The following is a 16,542-nucleotide window of genomic DNA, read 5'->3' as shown; positions in this document are numbered from 1 at the left end:
AATAGCGGAAATCCTTTTTTACTCCTGCAGCGAGAGCGAAGGGAGAAAAAAGATTGCAGCGAATAGCCCGACCCTTGCGGTCACGCCCAATTATAACTTATATAAAATACGCCAAGGCAATTCCTATCACAATCATCGAAACTTTGGCGATATTGAACTTGTGTCCTTCGCTGCTTTCGAAAATAATGGTAGACGAAATATGAAATAATATTCCTATTACAATAGCTGTGATTTCAGTATAATACACGTTTAATATTGGCAAATAATCAGATAATATGGTTCCTAGCGGTGTCATGACTGCAAAGGTGATCATAAAGAAAAAAATTGCTTTTTTATTCAGACTCGCATTGATAAAAAAAGTAGTCAGAATAATGGCAATAGGTAAATGATGGATTGCGATTCCTATGGCTAAATCATGATGATGGCTTACGGGAAACCCTTCTAGAAACGCATGTATGCAAAGACTTACGAATAACAACCACGGGATTTGTGTCATTATTTCATGTCCGTGAACGTGACCGTGTTCGGCTCCTTTTGAGAAAAACTCCAATATAATCTGGAACAATATTCCCAGCATGATAAAAAGTCCAATGTTTGGGTTTGCACTTTCGTAAATTTCAGGCAATAAATGCATTACCGTTAATGAAAGTAAAAAAGAACCACTGAAGGCCAATAACAATTTTAGATTGGTTTTGTTCTTTGGTCGTATAATCAACGCAACGATATAGCCTATAATTACGGAAAGTAATGGTAAAAGGTAATTCATTTATTTGAAAATCATGATTAGGCGTTCACTATCTGTTTTATGGAATTTTTTCAATTTGTAATCACCAAAAATATCCAATAGATAAATTCCGGCTTCTTCCATTAATTCCTCAAAATCTTTTAGGGTAAGGGCTTTTACTTTTTCGGTAAAATGAAATTTTTGACCTTTGTCTTCAAAGTCAATTTCTTTGTAAATATGACCGTCTTTTAAATAGCGTTTGATATGAAAATCGATGCTTTCGACCGTTTTTGTTTCTTCGGGAACCAGAGTTTCGAGTACTTGAGCAACATTCATGAAGTCTATCACGGCAAAACCATATTCCGAAAGGCTTTCTTTGATTGCTTTTAGCGTGGTAAGATTATCTTCGTCATTTTCGAAATAACCAAAACTGGTAAATAAATTGAAAATGGCATCGAATTTTTCTTCAAAAGGTTCGCGCATGTCGTGAACTTTGAAATGTAGCGTTTCATTCGTGTTTTTAGAAGCCTCAGCAATGCTGTTTTCAGATAAATCAGCACCAAGGACAGTAAAGCCTAATTGGTTCAAATAAATAGAATGACGGCCTTTTCCACACGCTAAATCCAATACTTTTGCCTTTTCAGGAAGATTAAGATAATGCGTAAGATTATCCATAAAAACCTGGGCTTCTCTATAGTTTCGTTCTTTGTAAAGAATGTGATAATAGGGAGAGTCAAACCAAGAGGTATACCAGTTTTCAGTTGATTTCAGTTGATTTTCAGTTGGCGGATTTTGTGCTGCAGACATTTATTCTTTTTCAATTAATTCGATTGATGCAAATTTAGTGTATTTTTGCACCGAATACTTGATTTTACAATGGAAAATAATTATAAAATGATTGCCAAAACCTTTTTTGGTTTTGAAGAAATATTAGCAAAAGAATTGCAAATGCTTGGCGCACAAAACGTGGAGCAAGGCGTAAGAATGGTGAGTTTTAAAGGAGACAAAGGGTTTATGTACAAAGCGAATATAGCGTTGCGTACGGCTTTGAAAATCCTGAAACCTATTTATTTTTTCAAGGCAAATAATGAACAGGCTTTATACAAAGGCATTTCAAGTATGAATTGGTCTAAATTATTGAATGCCAATCAGACATTTGTAATTGATACAACAGTACATTCAGAATATTTTAATCACTCGGAATTTGTTTCCCAAAAGTGTAAAGATGCTATTGTAGATCAGTTCAGAGAAAGAACGGGTCAACGTCCAAGTATTGATAAAGTACACCCTGATTTAAGAATCAACATCCATATCGATAAAGACCAGGTTTCTGTTGCACTTGATACATCAGGTAATGCTTTGAACCAACGTGGGTACAGAACCGCAACCAACATTGCTCCTATAAACGAGGTATTGGCAGCAGGAATTCTATTGCTTTCCGGTTGGGATGGGCAAACTGATTTCTTGGATCCAATGTGTGGTTCGGGAACATTCTTAGCCGAAGCAGCAATGATTGCCTGTAACATTCCGGCAAATATCAACCGTAAAGAGTTTGCTTTCGAAAAATGGAACGATTGGGACAATGATTTGTTTGATAGTATTTCAGACAGTTTGTTGAAACGAATTAGGGAGTTTCATTACACCATAAAAGGCTATGATAAAGCACCAAGTGCTGTTCAAAAAGCCAAAGACAATATCAAAAATGCCAATCTTGATGAGTATATCTCTATTGAAGAAAAGAACTTTTTTGATACTGAGAAAACTTCAGAAGGAAAATTACAGATTGTTTTCAACCCTCCGTATGATGAGCGTTTGGATATTCACATGGAAGAATTCTACAAAAGTATTGGTGATACCTTGAAGAAAAATTATCCGGGAACTAATGCTTGGATGATTACAGCAAATCTGGAAGCACTGAAATATGTAGGATTAAAACCTTCGAGAAAAATCAAGCTTTTTAATGCTGGTTTAGAAGCACGTTTGGTAAAATACGAAATGTATGAAGGAAGTAAGAGAACGAAGTTTCAGGTAACATCTGATAGTGTTGAATAAGCAGTATTGATTTTTTTTACTTTCGACCTTTGACTTTAAAACTTTAAGACTTAAAATAAAATGACCAAATTACAAATCCGAGCATTTCTATACCAATTGGGATGTTTTGCAATATTATTTATTTCCGCTCGATATGTAGTGGAACGTTTTACTAATTTAACTAGTTTTTGGATTCCGTTAACCGCATTTGTTATAGGAACGCTTTTAGCACCAAAATTTCAATCGGTAAAAACCAAAGACGGAGAGAAATTATTCATGAAATGGATTTTCATGAAAGGAATTAAGGAAATAGGATAGTTAGAAATTACGAATTACGAATTGAAAATTACGATAATCGCAAAAAACTAATTAATAGCTTTTATGAAAGAAAATATTATTCAGATTAAAAGCTATGCTTTTGCAGTTCGGATTGTGAAAGTTTATAATTATTTGTGCGAAGAGAAAAAAGAGTATGTTTTGAGTAAACAATTACTTCGCTCGGGCACATCTATAGCAGCAAATATTGAGGAAGCTATTGGTGGACAAACCGATAAAGACTTTTTTGCAAAACTAACCATTGCTTATAAAGAAGCCAGAGAAACTCATTATTGGATTAGATTATTAACCGATACGGATTATATTTCTAAAAAAGAAAATGAAAGTTTACTATTTGATATAAACGAGTTATTGAAAATTATTGGCTCTATTCAAAAAACTTTACGTTCTAAAAATCAATAAAATTTAATTACTGATTTTCATTCGTAATTCTCGTAATTCCTAATTCGTAATTATTTTTTCTTGTCAGTTTTCTTAGGAACTGCTACAGGTTTTACTTTTTTCTTATAAATAGGAACAAAATAAGTAACGGTATAGTTGAATCCTACTCCAAAATCGCCATCGTAAGTCCTGTTGAATCCTGGAATGTACAAGTTGGAGAAATTCTCCGGTTCTTTGTTGGTTACTAATCGATTCAATCGAAGGCTGAAACCTACAAAAATATTATTGAATACTTTCGCTTTCACCCCAGCAACCACTTCAATCCAACTGGCAGTTAAGCCATCAAATTTTTGACCGGAAGGAATTACAGGAACTTCACCAAAGTAAGGATTGGCATTGTAAATTCTATAACTGTTTAATTGCTGATTAAAAGTACTAAAGCCGTAACGCATTCCTATAGAAATGATATTCTCCATATCCAGCCAGTTCTCATAGGCATTGTAATCAAAACCTGCTTTTAGGTACGAACCTTTGGTGGTGAAATTCACACGGTCATCAGCTGTGGTTTTATTTTCGTTACCAATTTCGGCAGCCAAAAAATATTTTTTTGTCAATCTATAATCTCCCACAAACTCAATTCCTTTATAATCTTTGTCATATAAAGCACGTGTCAATTTGAATAAATCTAGTCCCACACGAATCCCGTATCGGTCAGTTTTTACAGGAATCGAATCGCTCTTTATAATTTCAGGACTAATTTCGACCAGTGGTAAAGGCGCTTCAGGAACTATTTGATCCGTTTTGGTGCTTTTTGGATCACTTTTGACAGGAGTAGTCTCTTGTGCTTGTGCCAAAGTCAACGATAATAGGAGACAAAAACTAAAAAAAGATCTTAATGTGTGTTTCATTTTCGTTTTCTATGTTACTTTTTTCAACCGAGATGTGTTTTATCCATTTTGTATCTGCAACTGCAGCATCGGTATGTGTGTATGGATTTGTTGGATCTAATGTAAAAATGGTTTTGTAGCCACAAGCTCTCGAGACAAATAACTCTTGTGCCGTATAATCAAATTTTACATTGTCTTGGTTCACCAAAGCTGGATTTGGATTACCGGAATTTAAAGTAAAACTATAACTGGTTGTAGTTCCTATCGTTCTTAACGGAATCGAAATCGTGCTTCCGTTTGTCAGGTATTTAGCATCTCCAGTAGCAGTATTAAATACAATTCCATCCGTCATTCCTTCGCCAACTACTTTTAGATTTGTCACGTTTTTTAAAACCGAAGGATTCAAGAAATCATAAAAGCCAATCACCAAACGAGGAGTGGTGGGTGTATTTGCATCGCAAATGTCATCTTTCTCACAACTGGAGAAGGATAGCGCTAATGCGAATACCAATAAAATTATTTTTTTCATTTACAATTTGTTTTTATGTAATTCGGTGTACAATAGGATAGCTGAATTAAAAAATTTCAATGACAATATCAATTTTTAAAATCTGCAATCAACATTCAAGAATCTGCAATCTAAAATGGCTATCTTCTTTCCAAAAGTACAACATTCTCCACGTGATGCGTTTGCGGAAACATATCCACAGGACGTACACGAGTCACTTTGTATTTCTCGTCCATCAAAGCCAAGTCACGAGCCTGAGTAGCCGAATTACAACTTACATAAACCACTTTTTCAGGAGCAATTTTCATAATTTGTTCAATTACATCTTTGTGCATTCCGTCTCTTGGAGGATCAGTGATAATTACATCAGGATGCCCGTGTTGCGCGATGAAACTATCGTTAAAAACGACTTTCATGTCTCCTACAAAGAACTCACAATTGGTAATTTCATTGCGTTCAGCATTCAGTTTGGCATCTTTAATTGCTTCAGGAACACTTTCCACACCAATTACTTTTTTTGCTTTTTTCGAAACAAACTGTGCAATTGTTCCCGTTCCAGTGTATAAATCATAAACGATTTCATTTCCGGTAAGACTGGCGAAATCTCTAGTAATTTTGTACAATTCGTACGCTTGGTCGGAGTTGGTTTGGTAGAAAGATTTGGCATTAATGCTAAACTTCAACCCTTCCATTTCTTCCAAAATGTAATCTCTTCCTTTGTGTAATTTAATATCGGTGTCGTATAAAGTGTCGTTCGCTTTATTGTTTATCACGTATTGCAGCGAAGTAATTTGCGGAAATTTCTCGTAGAGATGATCCAAAATCAATTCTCTATTGGCTTTGTCATTCTCAAAAAACTGAATCAAAACCATAATTTCACCTGTCGAAGCCGTACGCAACATCAAAGTTCTAAGCAAACCTTCGTGCGCTCTTGGATTAAAGAAAGTCAAACCATGTGCATTGGCAAAATCTCTCACTTCGTTACGAATCGCATTCGATGGATCTTCCTGCAAATGACATTTATTAATATCCAGGATTTTGTCCCACATTTTCGGAATGTGGAAACCAAGTGCATTCCTGTTTCCTAAATCTTCGGTGCTGTCAATTTCTTTTTCGGTCAACCAACGACTGTTCGAAAATGAAAATTCCATTTTGTTCCTGTAAAAAAACTGTTTTTCTGAACCTAGAATCGCTTCAAATTCCGGAAGTTCTATTTTTCCAATGCGTTGCAAATGATTTTTTACCTCATTTTGCTTGTAATACAACTGTTGGCTGTATTTCATATTCTGCCATTTACAACCGCCACAAACACCAAAATGCTCGCAAATAGGTTCTACACGATGTTCTGAATATTCATGAAAATGAACTGCTTTTCCTTCGTAATAGGCCTTGCGCTTCTTGAAAGTCTGCACATCAACCACATCCCCGGGAACCACATTCGGGATAAAAACTACTTTTCCATCGGGAGCCTTTGCTACCGAAACGCCTTTTGCACCAGCATCAAGGACTTTTATTTGATGAAAGACAACTTTGTCTGTATTTTTCTTTGCCATAGCGCAAAAATAAGCGTTTGAATGGTTTTATAAATTCAAATTAGGAAATATTTTTAATTTCAAGTGTTTTTTATTTGAGCCTAATCCCGCTTTCCGCTATAAATCCTCATTACACAAGCAGCAACACTAGGCCCGTAAAGGAGCTTCCGCAGGTCGCTCTTTACCGGCAAGTGTTCCAAAGCTTTCGCAACTGCGGGGTTGTAGCTGCAATCGGGGGCAGCGGAGTTGATGGTGAGAATTGAGTTTTGTTGTTCAATGAAGATTTCAGATAAGCACAATTATGTTTTATTTTTGTAGAAAATTATAAGTTAGAATAATAGTGGTGACTTTTAAGAACTAAATACCCTTTTCACACGTAAATAGTTTGAAATAAAAACACTTAATTTAGAAAGGAATAAGCATTAGTAAGAAATTAATCACTTATTTTGTTGTTTATAGTTTTCGGTTGTTAAAAAAATGAAAATAAAATAGTCTATGCAGTTATATAAAAAATTGTCACATATAGGTTTTCTTAAAAATAGTTATGCGTTCAAATTTTTGTTTGTCGCATTTATAGGAATTCATATCCCGCTGATTGGGTTGTTGTTTTTTGTGCTCTATGGCAGTAAAACCATTTCTGCAGACACTATTTTGATTTTTGCACTTATAATGACCTTAGCCGCTACAGGTACTACGTTACTGTTTTTAAAGCTACTGATTAAGCCCATTGAAGTGGCATCTAAAGCCTTGAATGAATATAGAAACAAAAGAACTATTCCTTCATTGCCAACTAATTTCTCTGACGAAGCAGGTTTGTTAATGAGCAATATTCAGGATTCCATCGCAGAAAATGAAAAATTCATTACTGAAAAACAAGATTTAGTCTATTTGCTTTCCCATGATTTAAGAAACTTTGTCGGGAATTCTAAATCGGTGGCATTGCTTATCCTAGAGGAGGAACCTTCAGAAACCATAACGGAATTAGCGGAATTAATACTTCAATCAGCGGAGCAACAATACAATTATATTGAAAATTTCATCAAATTACTAAAAGAGCAAGATCAAATTATAGAAAAAAAATCCGAAAATGATATTGTTCAATTTTCTTCTGTTTTTTCTGTTGTATCAAAGCAACTGAATCAGTTGTTAAGTCATAAAAACATTAAATTAAATTTGTCAATTGAAGTTGAAGAAGCACTCTTAAAAATTGACAAAATTTTGTTGATTCGAGTTTTAGTGAACTTGATTGATAATGCTATAAAATTTTCGTTTCAGAATAGTGAAATCAAAGTTCGTGTTTATGTTCAAGGCGGTAAACTGTTTTTTAAAATAACGGATAACGGTTTAGGTTTTGATCAAAAACAAAGCCATGAATTGTTTAGAAAATTCACTAAAATGAGTAAATTAGGAACGTCAAATGAGCCTTCAACAGGAATTGGGTTGTATTTATGTAAAAAAATAATAGAAAGACACGAAGGACAAATTTTAGCAGAAAGTGATGGAATTAATAAAGGAGCTACTTTTTCTGTTGTTTTTATCCAAAAATAAGAAACTGAAATCCAATAAAATAAGTATAAAATAAAAAGCATGATGCTGAATTTCAGTATCATGCTTTTATGTTTTATTAGAAAATGAATAAACGTTACTTTGATTTATTTTTGCTTTGGAAACACTATCGTTATATGTTTCATATTCATTTTTTGTTTGACTAAGGAAAGTCCGTATTTGTATTTTAATTGACTATTTAAGCTTTCAAAATCCTTGGTTTTAAGCGTGAAATTGTAATTGTTTTTGATATCCGTTTTATCAAAAATTATTGTGTTACTTTCTTTAGTCAAAGCATCAACAAGCGTTTTAATCTTAGATTTTTTTATAATAATTTCTTCTGGGTTTACAGTAACCATGTTTCCATAAGAGTTATTCTCCGTTTTGTATTTCCCCAAAATTTCCGGATTCATAATTTTTAAATGCCAGACCTCAGTTTGTATTGTGTTTTTTTTAATTGTAAAATCATAGCTTTTTGCTAATTGATTCAAGGCAATGCTTTTTGTTTGGGAACTGTCTTTCGATTTGTTTTTAAAGTTTAAATTTAACGTTTTGTCAAACATTTTTTCATCATTCGTTTGTACTAATATTTCATTTGTATTCAGTAAATAAGATAGGGTTGTTTTCAGGCTCACGTTTTTATAGGCAATGCTATCAGGATAATTTTGTTGCGTACTTGGGCTGTATATATCGTTAGTTTCCTCTATCTTGATGGAATATAAACTGGTTTCAACGTTTAATTTTTCGGAATGGTTTAACATGGACAATAATCCGAATCCTATAAAAACGGCATTGTGAAGCGCGTGCATTAGAAACCCTAAAACAAATCCATAACGAACTCTAAGAAAACCAATAAAAAAACCTAATATTATTTGCGGTGCCACTAATATTGGAGATAAAAGTAAAATAGTATAAGAGAACTCAAAATTAGTGATGTGAATCAACCCGAAAAGCACACCAGAAAAATAAAAGATGAACTTGTATCTTTTTTTCCAAAGAGAAATCAGGAAAGTTTCCGCTTTTTGTTCATTACGAACGCCTGTAAACGAAACTAATGAAATTGCAAAATGCAGTGCATAGTTATTTTTATAACGCAGATACAGCCTAAATATTAATTCTTCGAAAAAAGGAATAATTACAACCGTTAAGATTAGGAGTAATGCAACCGGAACCGACTTGATCAAATCCAGAATTTTGTGGTTATCTGAATCCACAAGTCCCAATGTTTCCAAACCACTTATCAGAAGAATCAAAATGACCATGATTGGAATCTCAATTATCAATAAAGAAATTAGTTTTTTAAATTTCTCAGCTACTGTAAGTTTTGGACCCGATTCGTCTTTTGGGTTTCTTAAAAAAGCCATTAAATCAGTATAGGTTTCTTTTATGGTGTCCTGCATTATTGTTGCTATTATTTAATTTTTATTTTTTAAGTTTTTGTAAAAAAAATCTATTTTAATAATGACACAATTTGTTTGTATTATTTAAAATTGGTTTTGCTTTATCTATGCAGAAATTTTTTCTTTTGCAACAAACATAATTAAATAAATACGAAAAATAGCACATATGGATTTGATTTAAAACTAAGGTTGTATTTCTTGTTATAACATTTCCTTTAAAATAGTATCAAAATATAATGTGAAATGGGGAATTACAATTTTAAGAGGATAAGTAACTTTAAATTTTAGTTAAAAAATCCCATTTCTGAAAGTGGTTTTTCACAAATGAACTAAATTTGAGAAAACATAAATTGTATAATTATGAAAAGAAATGCAACCGCAGTCTGGAATGGTTCACTGAAAGAAGGAACCGGAAAACTAACCACACAAAGCACAACATTAAAAGACACGCAATATTCGTTCAAATCTCGTTTCGAGGAAGGAGTAGGGACCAATCCAGAAGAACTTATTGCAGCGGCGCACGCAGGCTGTTTTACGATGCAACTTTCGGCTTATATCACCGAAGCTGGTTTTGAAATCGAAAGTATCGAAACCAAATGCGACATTGATTTGGTTGAAGGGACAATTGTAACATCACATCTAACACTTCAAGCAAAAATCAGTGGGATAACAGAAGATGCTTTTCAACAATTAGTTACAAAAGCGGAGAAAAACTGTCCTATCTCTAAAGTGTTGAATGCAGCAATTTCTTCAACGGCTACTTTGGCTTAAAAATTAAGAATTTATAAAAAAAAGGCTCGATTTAAAGTTAAATCGAGCCTTTTTACTTTGTAAAAGGTATAATCCAAGTTCCTTCTTTGTATTGGTTTATTTTTGCAACAAGACTTTAGTTATTGCTTTTTCGGCAAGTGGCGCCATTACTTGATACCCTGTTTTATTGGGATGTACTTCATCATTAGAATACAAAGCAGGCAAACCTTTTCGTTCATCTGTCATAGCCGAAAAGTAATCAAGATATAAAATGCCATTGGTGTCAGCGTAATTTTTTATCATTTCATTTAGAGCCACCACTTTTTCTGCGGGATTTTGATTGGGTTTCCAAGAGAAATCAAAAGCTGGCAATACAGAACAAAGAATCACTTTAATCTGGTTTGCTTTTGCCAATTCGGCCATCGAGAAAATATTATTTGCTATCATCTCCAATGTTGAAGGACCAGTATTGCCGGCAATGTCGTTTATTCCGGCCAAAATAATCACAACGACGGGTTTTAAAGCAATAACATCGGCTCTAAAGCGGATTAGCATCTGAGGTGTGGTTTGACCGCTAATACCGCGATTAACGTAGGGTTTTCCGGTAAAATACTGAGAATCTGTTATACTCCAAAATTCGGTTATGGAATCTCCCATAAATACAATCCTTTTTTGCCCGGGAATTACCGGTTTGAGATTTGCATTTTCACTTTGGTATTTATTTAAATTTGGCCAGTCCTGAGCTTGTGCTTTTCCTCCCATAACGATTGATAAAAATAGAATGCTGTAAATTAATATTGTATTTTTCATTTGTAACCAGATTTGAAATTCATTAGCTCATAAAAATATAAAAAAAAGTGCTACTGGAAATGTTGTGAAACAGTAAGATAAATTTAAACCACATAAGAAATATAAGTACACATAAGCCTAATAATATAAACTAAAACTTAAATGACCTTATATTTCTTATATGGTTAAAAGAAGAAAACTACTTTTTTAAAAGGACTCTGTTTATGATTTTTACACAAAATCCAGTAGAACAAAAAAAAGAATCGGCATTACTTTTTATATCAAAAAGATATACAAAGGAAGGTTGATTTGTAATTTTTTAATCAAACAAATCCGAAGACAAATAGCGATCGCCGCGGTCACAGATGATAGCAACAATCACTCCTGATTCTAATTGATTCGCCACTTTTATAGCGACTGCTACTGAGCCGCCGCTGCTCATTCCTGCAAAAACGCCTTCTTCCAGCGCCAAACGTTTCGTCATGGCTCGTGCTTCTTCTTCTGATACTTCAATGATTGTATCTACTTTTTTGGCGTCAAAAATTTTAGGTAAATATTCTTGGGGCCATTTTCTGATTCCTGGAATTTGAGACCCATCGCTGGGTTGTGCGCCTACAATTTGAATCGCTGGGTTTTTCTCTTTCAAATACGTGGAAGTGCCTATAATTGTTCCCGTAGTTCCCATAGCAGAAACAAAATGAGTTACGGTTCCTTCGGTGTCATTCCATATTTCCGGGCCAGTAGTTTTGTAATGCGCTTTCCAGTTATCATCGTTTGCAAACTGATTTAGCATAATATAGCCGCCTTCGGCTACTTTTTTATCAGCATAATCTCTGGAACCGATTATTCCGGTATCTGCGGGAGTCAAGATAACGGTGGCGCCATAAGCAAGCATGGTTTGGGTGCGTTCTTTGGTAGAATCTTCTGGAAGAACCAGTTCGATTTCTATATTGAATAATTGGGCAATCATTGCCAGAGCAATTCCGGTGTTGCCACTCGTTGCCTCAATGAGTTTATCTCCTTTTTTAATTTCTCCTCTTTCTAATGCGGAAGCAATCATGTTGTAGGCTGCCCGATCTTTTACACTGCCTCCAGGGTTGTTTCCTTCGAGTTTCAGTAAAAGTTTTACGTTTTTATTTTTTATCAAATTAGTAGTTTCTACTAAAGGCGTGTTTCCAATAAGGTCTAATATTTTTTGTGATTTCATGCTGTTTTGTCTTAAATTGTAATAATCAGATTCTAATTGATTACAAAGGGTATTCGTTTTTGAACAATTTTTTTAAAGAGAGTATTTTAAAAACAGCAACAACAATAGCAGATAGGAATATTTTTGTAGTTCAGTAACATTTTCATAGGTTTTAAAAAGAACTGCAAAGATATTGAACTATTTTGAATTATTTATTTCTTAAACATAAAGCTATGGTGTTTATTTAGACACTTTTGTTAAATAAATTGATATTAAAAGCAATGATTATTGCTGTTTTAAATTTTTTAAGATGAAAAAGCTGTTGTGTATCTATTTTATTTTCAATGTATAGGAACCAATTATTAGTTTTGGTGAAAGTGTTTTTTTAAATTAGCCAATAAATAATTAACTATGAAATCCAAGACTACTTTTATAAGTGATATTTCCCAAAAAGAATTTTCAATAGCGGATAAAATTATTGCTAAATCAATCAGAAACCCAATTCTGGCACTAATACAAAAGGATTATCCTGATTTTGATGGGGGTAAGTGCTTAGCAATTGGGGAGTTGAATATGTATCGGGAGAAATACATATCTAATTATTTAGTAGTCGAAATAGGGGAGTTGTCGAATCTGGAAACAAAGGTAATTGGATCTTTAAACCAAGATAAGTCTTTAGTGAGTGTTGTTGAAGATGAAATTGGAGTTCGTACAGTGGGTCAAAAAGTTGCGGATAAAGTTGCTGCTTTTGGCGGAAGCTGGAAATTTATCATTCTCTTCGGTGTATTTATTTTGTTGTGGATTTTGGCCAATATTTATATTCTGATGAATAAAGGATTTGATCCGTATCCATTTATTTTGCTGAATCTAATTTTGTCTTGTCTTGCCGCACTTCAAGCTCCGGTGATTATGATGAGTCAAAATCGTCAGGAAGAAAAGGACAGGGATAGAGCCAAAAAAGATTATATGATTAATCTGAAATCAGAACTTGAAATCAGAATGCTTCATGAAAAACTGGATCATTTGATTATGCATCAACAAGAAGAATTAATAGAAATTCAAAAAGTACAAATCGAAATGATGAATGATATTTTGACTCGAATCAAATAATATTTATGTTTCAAAAAGTCAAAAAAACAACTCATTAGTAGTGCTTAAAATAATAACCCACAATCATAAAAACACCATTTAAAATTGCGGAACCAATGATGAGTTTTTTGTAGTTTCTGTTTTTATCGATAAAATTAAAACCCAGAATTCCCAGAAATAACAGCGTGGTAAAAATGGCTGGATACATCTTAAAAGCACCTCCAAAATCACCCCGTAAAAACAGTAAAAATCCTCTCTGAAAACCACAACCCAAACACTCCATTCCAAAGAGTGTTTTGCTTAAACAGGGGAGCATGTATTTTTCTAAATCCAATGGTTTTTCTTTTTACAATTTTACGAAAAAATAAGAAACGGTTGCGATAATAATTGATGCAATTTTAAATTCATTACTTTTGAAAACTGATATTAAAAAAGATGAGAAAGTTTATAATTCCAATAATGGTTGTAGCAATAACTGTTGCTTTATACGAGCAGGTGAGTGCCGAAAAAAATGTATATATAATGGTAATTGCAATTGTAGTTTTTATGATGGGAATGATGCAATTGAGTGCTAAAACGCCAAGTAAAAATCAAGATAAAGAAGACGAAAATGTTTAACAAAGGAGATAAGGTTTCAGTGCTTGACGAAGCGATGAATGGAGTAGTGTTATCAGTCAAAGAGAAGCAGGTTACGATAGAAACAGAGGATGGATTTACGATGACATTTTTTGTCAACGAATTGATTAAAATAAACGATTCCAGTAACTTACTAGATTCTATCAGAAGAATTAATGTAAGTGAAGTTTCGAAAGAAAAAGAGATTCCAAAACCTCGAAGTTTTGTTAAAGAAAAGAAATCAAAGCACGAAATTCCGGCTCCGGAGTTTGATTTACACATCGAAAAGCTGGTGCCAAACAAACGCGGAATGTCGAATTATGACATTCTGACTTTGCAGACCGAAACGGCAAAACGTCACATAGAATTTGCTATTCGCAATCGCATTCCAAAGATTGTTTTTATTCACGGCGTGGGTGAAGGAATCCTAAAAGCAGAGCTGGATTTTTTATTAGGGCGTTATGATAACATTGCTTTTCAAGAAGGGAATTATCAAAAATATGGTCAAGGAGCAACAGAAGTTTTTATCAAGCAAAGTGCCATGTAAGCTTTATTTTGATTTTTTAAAGCTCAAAAAAAAGGTCCGATTTTTAAGTTAATTTTCTAATGAAAACTGCTTAAAAACTGGACCTTTTTTTGGACTGAAAAACAATTGTTTTTCGCCTCTAATTTTATGTCTTATTTGAGATTAATTAGTGGTCAATAATTCACCATAAATGTAATTATCACCCAAAATAAAATCACTGCTTCCTTTCTTCATTTTTGCTTTTTTAAGAACAACGGTGTGTTTAAAACCAGCTCCCAAAGTGGTAGTTGTTACTTCCACAATTCCGCTTTCGTTTGCCACTCCAGCCACTGCAATCCATTCTTCGCTAACTTCAGGAGTTGCCGGAAAAGTAGTGTTGCAAAAATATGCGCCAGTTAGTAAACCGGAGAATAATCGATACGTAAGTTTGTTTTTTGTGTCGCTTATCAATCCAGTTCTTGGGGTATTTAGCGGTGTCGCTTGATTAACAATTAAAGCTGCATCAATGTCTAGAATAAGTGCTTCATTACTGTTATAATCATATAATTGTTTAGTAGTCGGGCATTGTTCAAGAGTCTTATTGAATGCAAAAGGCAAAGGAGAAGCGCTAATTATATAGTCGCCAAAAGGGAATGTTTCGTAAACTTGTGTCCCGTTACTTTTTACAAATGTGATATTTTTGAAGGTGATATTATGATTGTAACCTGTGATTTTAGTGCTGTTATCCGTTGTATTTGCGGTTTTAATGGCAGTAGTGTTAATAACTATTTTTCCACCGGAAGTGGTCCATTGATCCACAACAATTGGCGTAGCCGGCGGAATGGTTTCACAAATGGTAGAAGAAGTTACTGCTCCGTTGTAAAAGCGATACAGTACACGATTTGAGGCGTTAATGTCTAATTCTTGGGATTTAGTTTCGGTTGGAAAAGTAAATCCGGCAACTTCAAGAATAAGGGCTTCACTATCTTTCAGTTTGTAGATGATGTTATTTGTCGTGCAATTTTGTGCGGCAACATCTTCAAAACTAATGTCTTCTTGAATTAAATCACCATCATCACAACCGTTTAATAGTAACGCAAAAACCAGTAGGCTTACAACTCTTTTCATTTTTATAGTATTTGTAACAAAAATAGAATTTTTAATTTGTTCCAATTGCATTCCCCTTTAAAAATAGATTATTTAACAGGATATTGGGTTTTTAAATTTTAAATAGTGAGGTGAATATAATAGCGTGTGCTTTATTGTTTTGCTGCTATTACATGAATTCAAAGCGGATAGAAATCATTATCTTTGCGCAAATTTTACATTATAATGAGACCGAATAACTATTATTTAGCTGCTTTTTCTGCCTTTTTTATCTGGGGTTTTTTTAGTTTAGCATTAAAACCATTACACAATTATCCTTCGTTAGATATTTTATTTTACCGTGTGTTTTTTAGTGTAGCGCTGATGGTACTTATTAATGTTGTTTTTCGACGCAATATAATGCTGCAAAATTGGGATCATTTCAAAACGATGACTGCAAAACAAAAGCAAAGTGTTATTATGTTGACACTTGGCGGTGGCGTATTTCTATCCTCAAACTGGTTTGTCTTTATTTATGTGATGAATCATGTTAGTGTAAAAGCAGCTTCATTAGCTTATATGATCTGCCCAATTTTAACCACCATATTAGCTTTTTTTATATTAAAAGAGAAACTGAGTAAATGGCAGTGGTTTGCAGTAATGATAAGCACCTTTAGCTGTGTTTTATTATCATTAAATCATTTTGAAGATATCTTTTACAGCCTTATTACGGCAGCTACTTATGCGATGTATTTAGTGAGTCAACGAAAAAATAGTGAATTGGATAAATTCCTTGTTTTGACTATTCAATTAGTTTTTACGGCAATAATTCTTCTTCCTTTTTATCCTAATTATAGTGGAGATTTACCCACAGAATCCTTATTCTATAGCTGTTTGCTAGTAATCGTAGTCTTTTTTACGATTATTCCGTTGTTTTTAAACTTGTATGCATTAAAAGGAATTAATTCATCTGCGGTTGGGATTATGATATATATTAATCCAATTTTAGGGTTTCTATTGGCAATATTTTATTATCATGAACACGTGAGCACACTCCAGTTATTTTCCTATTTCCTGATTATGATTTCGATAATTGTTTTTAATGAGAAGCTTATTTTTTCTAGAAAATCGAAGAGCATTTCAACAGAAATAGAAGGTTTAAAATAATTTTATAATTT

The 16,542-nt window shown here is 33.5% G+C and carries 19 protein-coding genes; 9 read left to right on the top strand and 10 right to left on the bottom strand.

The window, feature by feature from the left end:
* Positions 1-97: 97 nt before the first annotated feature.
* Together E0I61_RS10565 and E0I61_RS10560 are read right to left on the bottom strand one after the other, a co-directional pair.
* Positions 98-766: a ZIP family metal transporter gene (locus E0I61_RS10565; RefSeq protein ID WP_132071304.1), complete on the bottom strand. Its 669-nt coding sequence runs from the start codon at positions 764-766 to the stop codon at positions 98-100.
* Positions 767-1,531, bottom strand: a complete 765-nt coding sequence (locus E0I61_RS10560; RefSeq protein WP_132071302.1) for a class I SAM-dependent methyltransferase — start codon at positions 1,529-1,531, stop codon at positions 767-769.
* A gap of 69 nt (positions 1,532-1,600) precedes the next feature.
* On the opposite strand from E0I61_RS10560, the gene E0I61_RS10555 reads away from it, so the two are divergent.
* The 3 genes from E0I61_RS10555 to E0I61_RS10545 all read left to right on the top strand — a co-directional run bounded on the left by E0I61_RS10555 (position 1,601) and on the right by E0I61_RS10545 (position 3,493).
* Positions 1,601-2,776, top strand: a complete 1,176-nt coding sequence (locus E0I61_RS10555) for a THUMP domain-containing class I SAM-dependent RNA methyltransferase (protein ID WP_132071300.1) — start codon at positions 1,601-1,603, stop codon at positions 2,774-2,776.
* A 60-nt stretch (positions 2,777-2,836) separates the two neighbouring features.
* A complete protein-coding gene (locus E0I61_RS10550; RefSeq protein WP_131994607.1) occupies positions 2,837-3,073 on the top strand; it encodes a hypothetical protein in 237 nt (78 codons plus the stop codon).
* Positions 3,074-3,136: 63 nt separating this feature from the next.
* Positions 3,137-3,493 carry a four helix bundle protein gene (locus E0I61_RS10545; protein WP_132071298.1) on the top strand — a complete coding sequence of 119 codons (357 nt, stop codon included), beginning with the start codon at positions 3,137-3,139 and terminating at the stop codon, positions 3,491-3,493.
* Between the two features lie 50 nt (positions 3,494-3,543).
* Here E0I61_RS10545 and E0I61_RS10540 read toward each other — a convergent pair whose 3' ends face one another.
* The 3 genes from E0I61_RS10540 to rlmD all read right to left on the bottom strand — a co-directional run bounded on the left by E0I61_RS10540 (position 3,544) and on the right by rlmD (position 6,420).
* Positions 3,544-4,380: a DUF6048 family protein gene (locus tag E0I61_RS10540; RefSeq protein ID WP_132071296.1), complete on the bottom strand. Its 837-nt coding sequence runs from the start codon at positions 4,378-4,380 to the stop codon at positions 3,544-3,546.
* Positions 4,352-4,888: a DUF6452 family protein gene (locus E0I61_RS10535; RefSeq protein ID WP_131994616.1), complete on the bottom strand. Its 537-nt coding sequence runs from the start codon at positions 4,886-4,888 to the stop codon at positions 4,352-4,354. Before E0I61_RS10535 ends, E0I61_RS10540 begins: the two co-directional genes overlap by 29 nt.
* Positions 4,889-5,007: 119 nt before the next feature.
* Positions 5,008-6,420, bottom strand: coding sequence for a 23S rRNA (uracil(1939)-C(5))-methyltransferase RlmD (rlmD, locus tag E0I61_RS10530; protein ID WP_132071294.1), 1,413 nt, complete (start codon positions 6,418-6,420; stop codon positions 5,008-5,010).
* 474 nt (positions 6,421-6,894) lie between these two features.
* Here rlmD and E0I61_RS10525 point away from each other — a divergent pair, with 474 nt between their 5' ends.
* Positions 6,895-7,947 (top strand): sensor histidine kinase, encoded by a 1,053-nt coding sequence (locus tag E0I61_RS10525; RefSeq protein WP_132071292.1) that lies wholly within the window; start codon positions 6,895-6,897, stop codon positions 7,945-7,947.
* 104 nt (positions 7,948-8,051) lie between these two features.
* Here E0I61_RS10525 and E0I61_RS10520 read toward each other — a convergent pair whose 3' ends face one another.
* Positions 8,052-9,344: a CPBP family intramembrane glutamic endopeptidase gene (locus tag E0I61_RS10520; RefSeq protein WP_132071290.1), complete on the bottom strand. Its 1,293-nt coding sequence runs from the start codon at positions 9,342-9,344 to the stop codon at positions 8,052-8,054.
* Between the two features lie 360 nt (positions 9,345-9,704).
* Here E0I61_RS10520 and E0I61_RS10515 point away from each other — a divergent pair, with 360 nt between their 5' ends.
* Positions 9,705-10,115: an OsmC family protein gene (locus E0I61_RS10515; protein WP_131994631.1), complete on the top strand. Its 411-nt coding sequence runs from the start codon at positions 9,705-9,707 to the stop codon at positions 10,113-10,115.
* 96 nt (positions 10,116-10,211) lie between these two features.
* Here E0I61_RS10515 and E0I61_RS10510 read toward each other — a convergent pair whose 3' ends face one another.
* Both E0I61_RS10510 and cysM read right to left on the bottom strand, forming a co-directional pair.
* Positions 10,212-10,904, bottom strand: a complete 693-nt coding sequence (locus tag E0I61_RS10510) for an SGNH/GDSL hydrolase family protein (RefSeq protein ID WP_235832108.1) — start codon at positions 10,902-10,904, stop codon at positions 10,212-10,214.
* Positions 10,905-11,202: 298 nt separating this feature from the next.
* Positions 11,203-12,090 (bottom strand): cysteine synthase CysM, encoded by an 888-nt coding sequence (cysM, locus tag E0I61_RS10505; protein WP_132071288.1) that lies wholly within the window; start codon positions 12,088-12,090, stop codon positions 11,203-11,205.
* 390 nt (positions 12,091-12,480) lie between these two features.
* Between cysM and E0I61_RS10500 the strand changes: the two genes are divergently transcribed.
* Positions 12,481-13,179 carry a DUF1003 domain-containing protein gene (locus tag E0I61_RS10500; RefSeq protein WP_132071286.1) on the top strand — a complete coding sequence of 233 codons (699 nt, stop codon included), beginning with the start codon at positions 12,481-12,483 and terminating at the stop codon, positions 13,177-13,179.
* A gap of 34 nt (positions 13,180-13,213) precedes the next feature.
* Here E0I61_RS10500 and E0I61_RS10495 read toward each other — a convergent pair whose 3' ends face one another.
* Positions 13,214-13,492 carry a DUF2752 domain-containing protein gene (locus tag E0I61_RS10495; protein ID WP_132071284.1) on the bottom strand — a complete coding sequence of 93 codons (279 nt, stop codon included), beginning with the start codon at positions 13,490-13,492 and terminating at the stop codon, positions 13,214-13,216.
* 101 nt (positions 13,493-13,593) lie between these two features.
* Between E0I61_RS10495 and E0I61_RS10490 the strand changes: the two genes are divergently transcribed.
* Complete coding sequence (locus E0I61_RS10490) at positions 13,594-13,776, top strand: hypothetical protein (protein WP_099714810.1); 183 nt, start codon at positions 13,594-13,596, stop codon at positions 13,774-13,776.
* The gene (locus tag E0I61_RS10485; protein WP_132071282.1) at positions 13,769-14,320 is read left to right on the top strand and encodes a Smr/MutS family protein; all 552 of its coding nucleotides are present in this window, start codon (positions 13,769-13,771) and stop codon (positions 14,318-14,320) included. Before E0I61_RS10490 ends, E0I61_RS10485 begins: the two co-directional genes overlap by 8 nt.
* 141 nt (positions 14,321-14,461) lie before the next feature.
* Here the strand turns inward: E0I61_RS10485 and E0I61_RS10480 are convergent, their stop codons facing one another.
* Entirely contained in the window at positions 14,462-15,406 is a 945-nt protein-coding gene (locus E0I61_RS10480) for a hypothetical protein (RefSeq protein ID WP_132071280.1), read from the bottom strand.
* A gap of 204 nt (positions 15,407-15,610) precedes the next feature.
* On the opposite strand from E0I61_RS10480, the gene E0I61_RS10475 reads away from it, so the two are divergent.
* Complete coding sequence (locus tag E0I61_RS10475) at positions 15,611-16,531, top strand: EamA family transporter (RefSeq protein WP_132071278.1); 921 nt, start codon at positions 15,611-15,613, stop codon at positions 16,529-16,531.
* The last annotated feature ends 11 nt before the right edge of the window (positions 16,532-16,542 follow it).

This window comes from Flavobacterium ranwuense (genome assembly GCF_004349315.1).
GTDB lineage: Bacteria > Bacteroidota > Bacteroidia > Flavobacteriales > Flavobacteriaceae > Flavobacterium > Flavobacterium ranwuense.
Note: the sequence above shows the minus strand (reverse complement) of the source record. Positions and strands in the feature narration are given on the sequence as shown.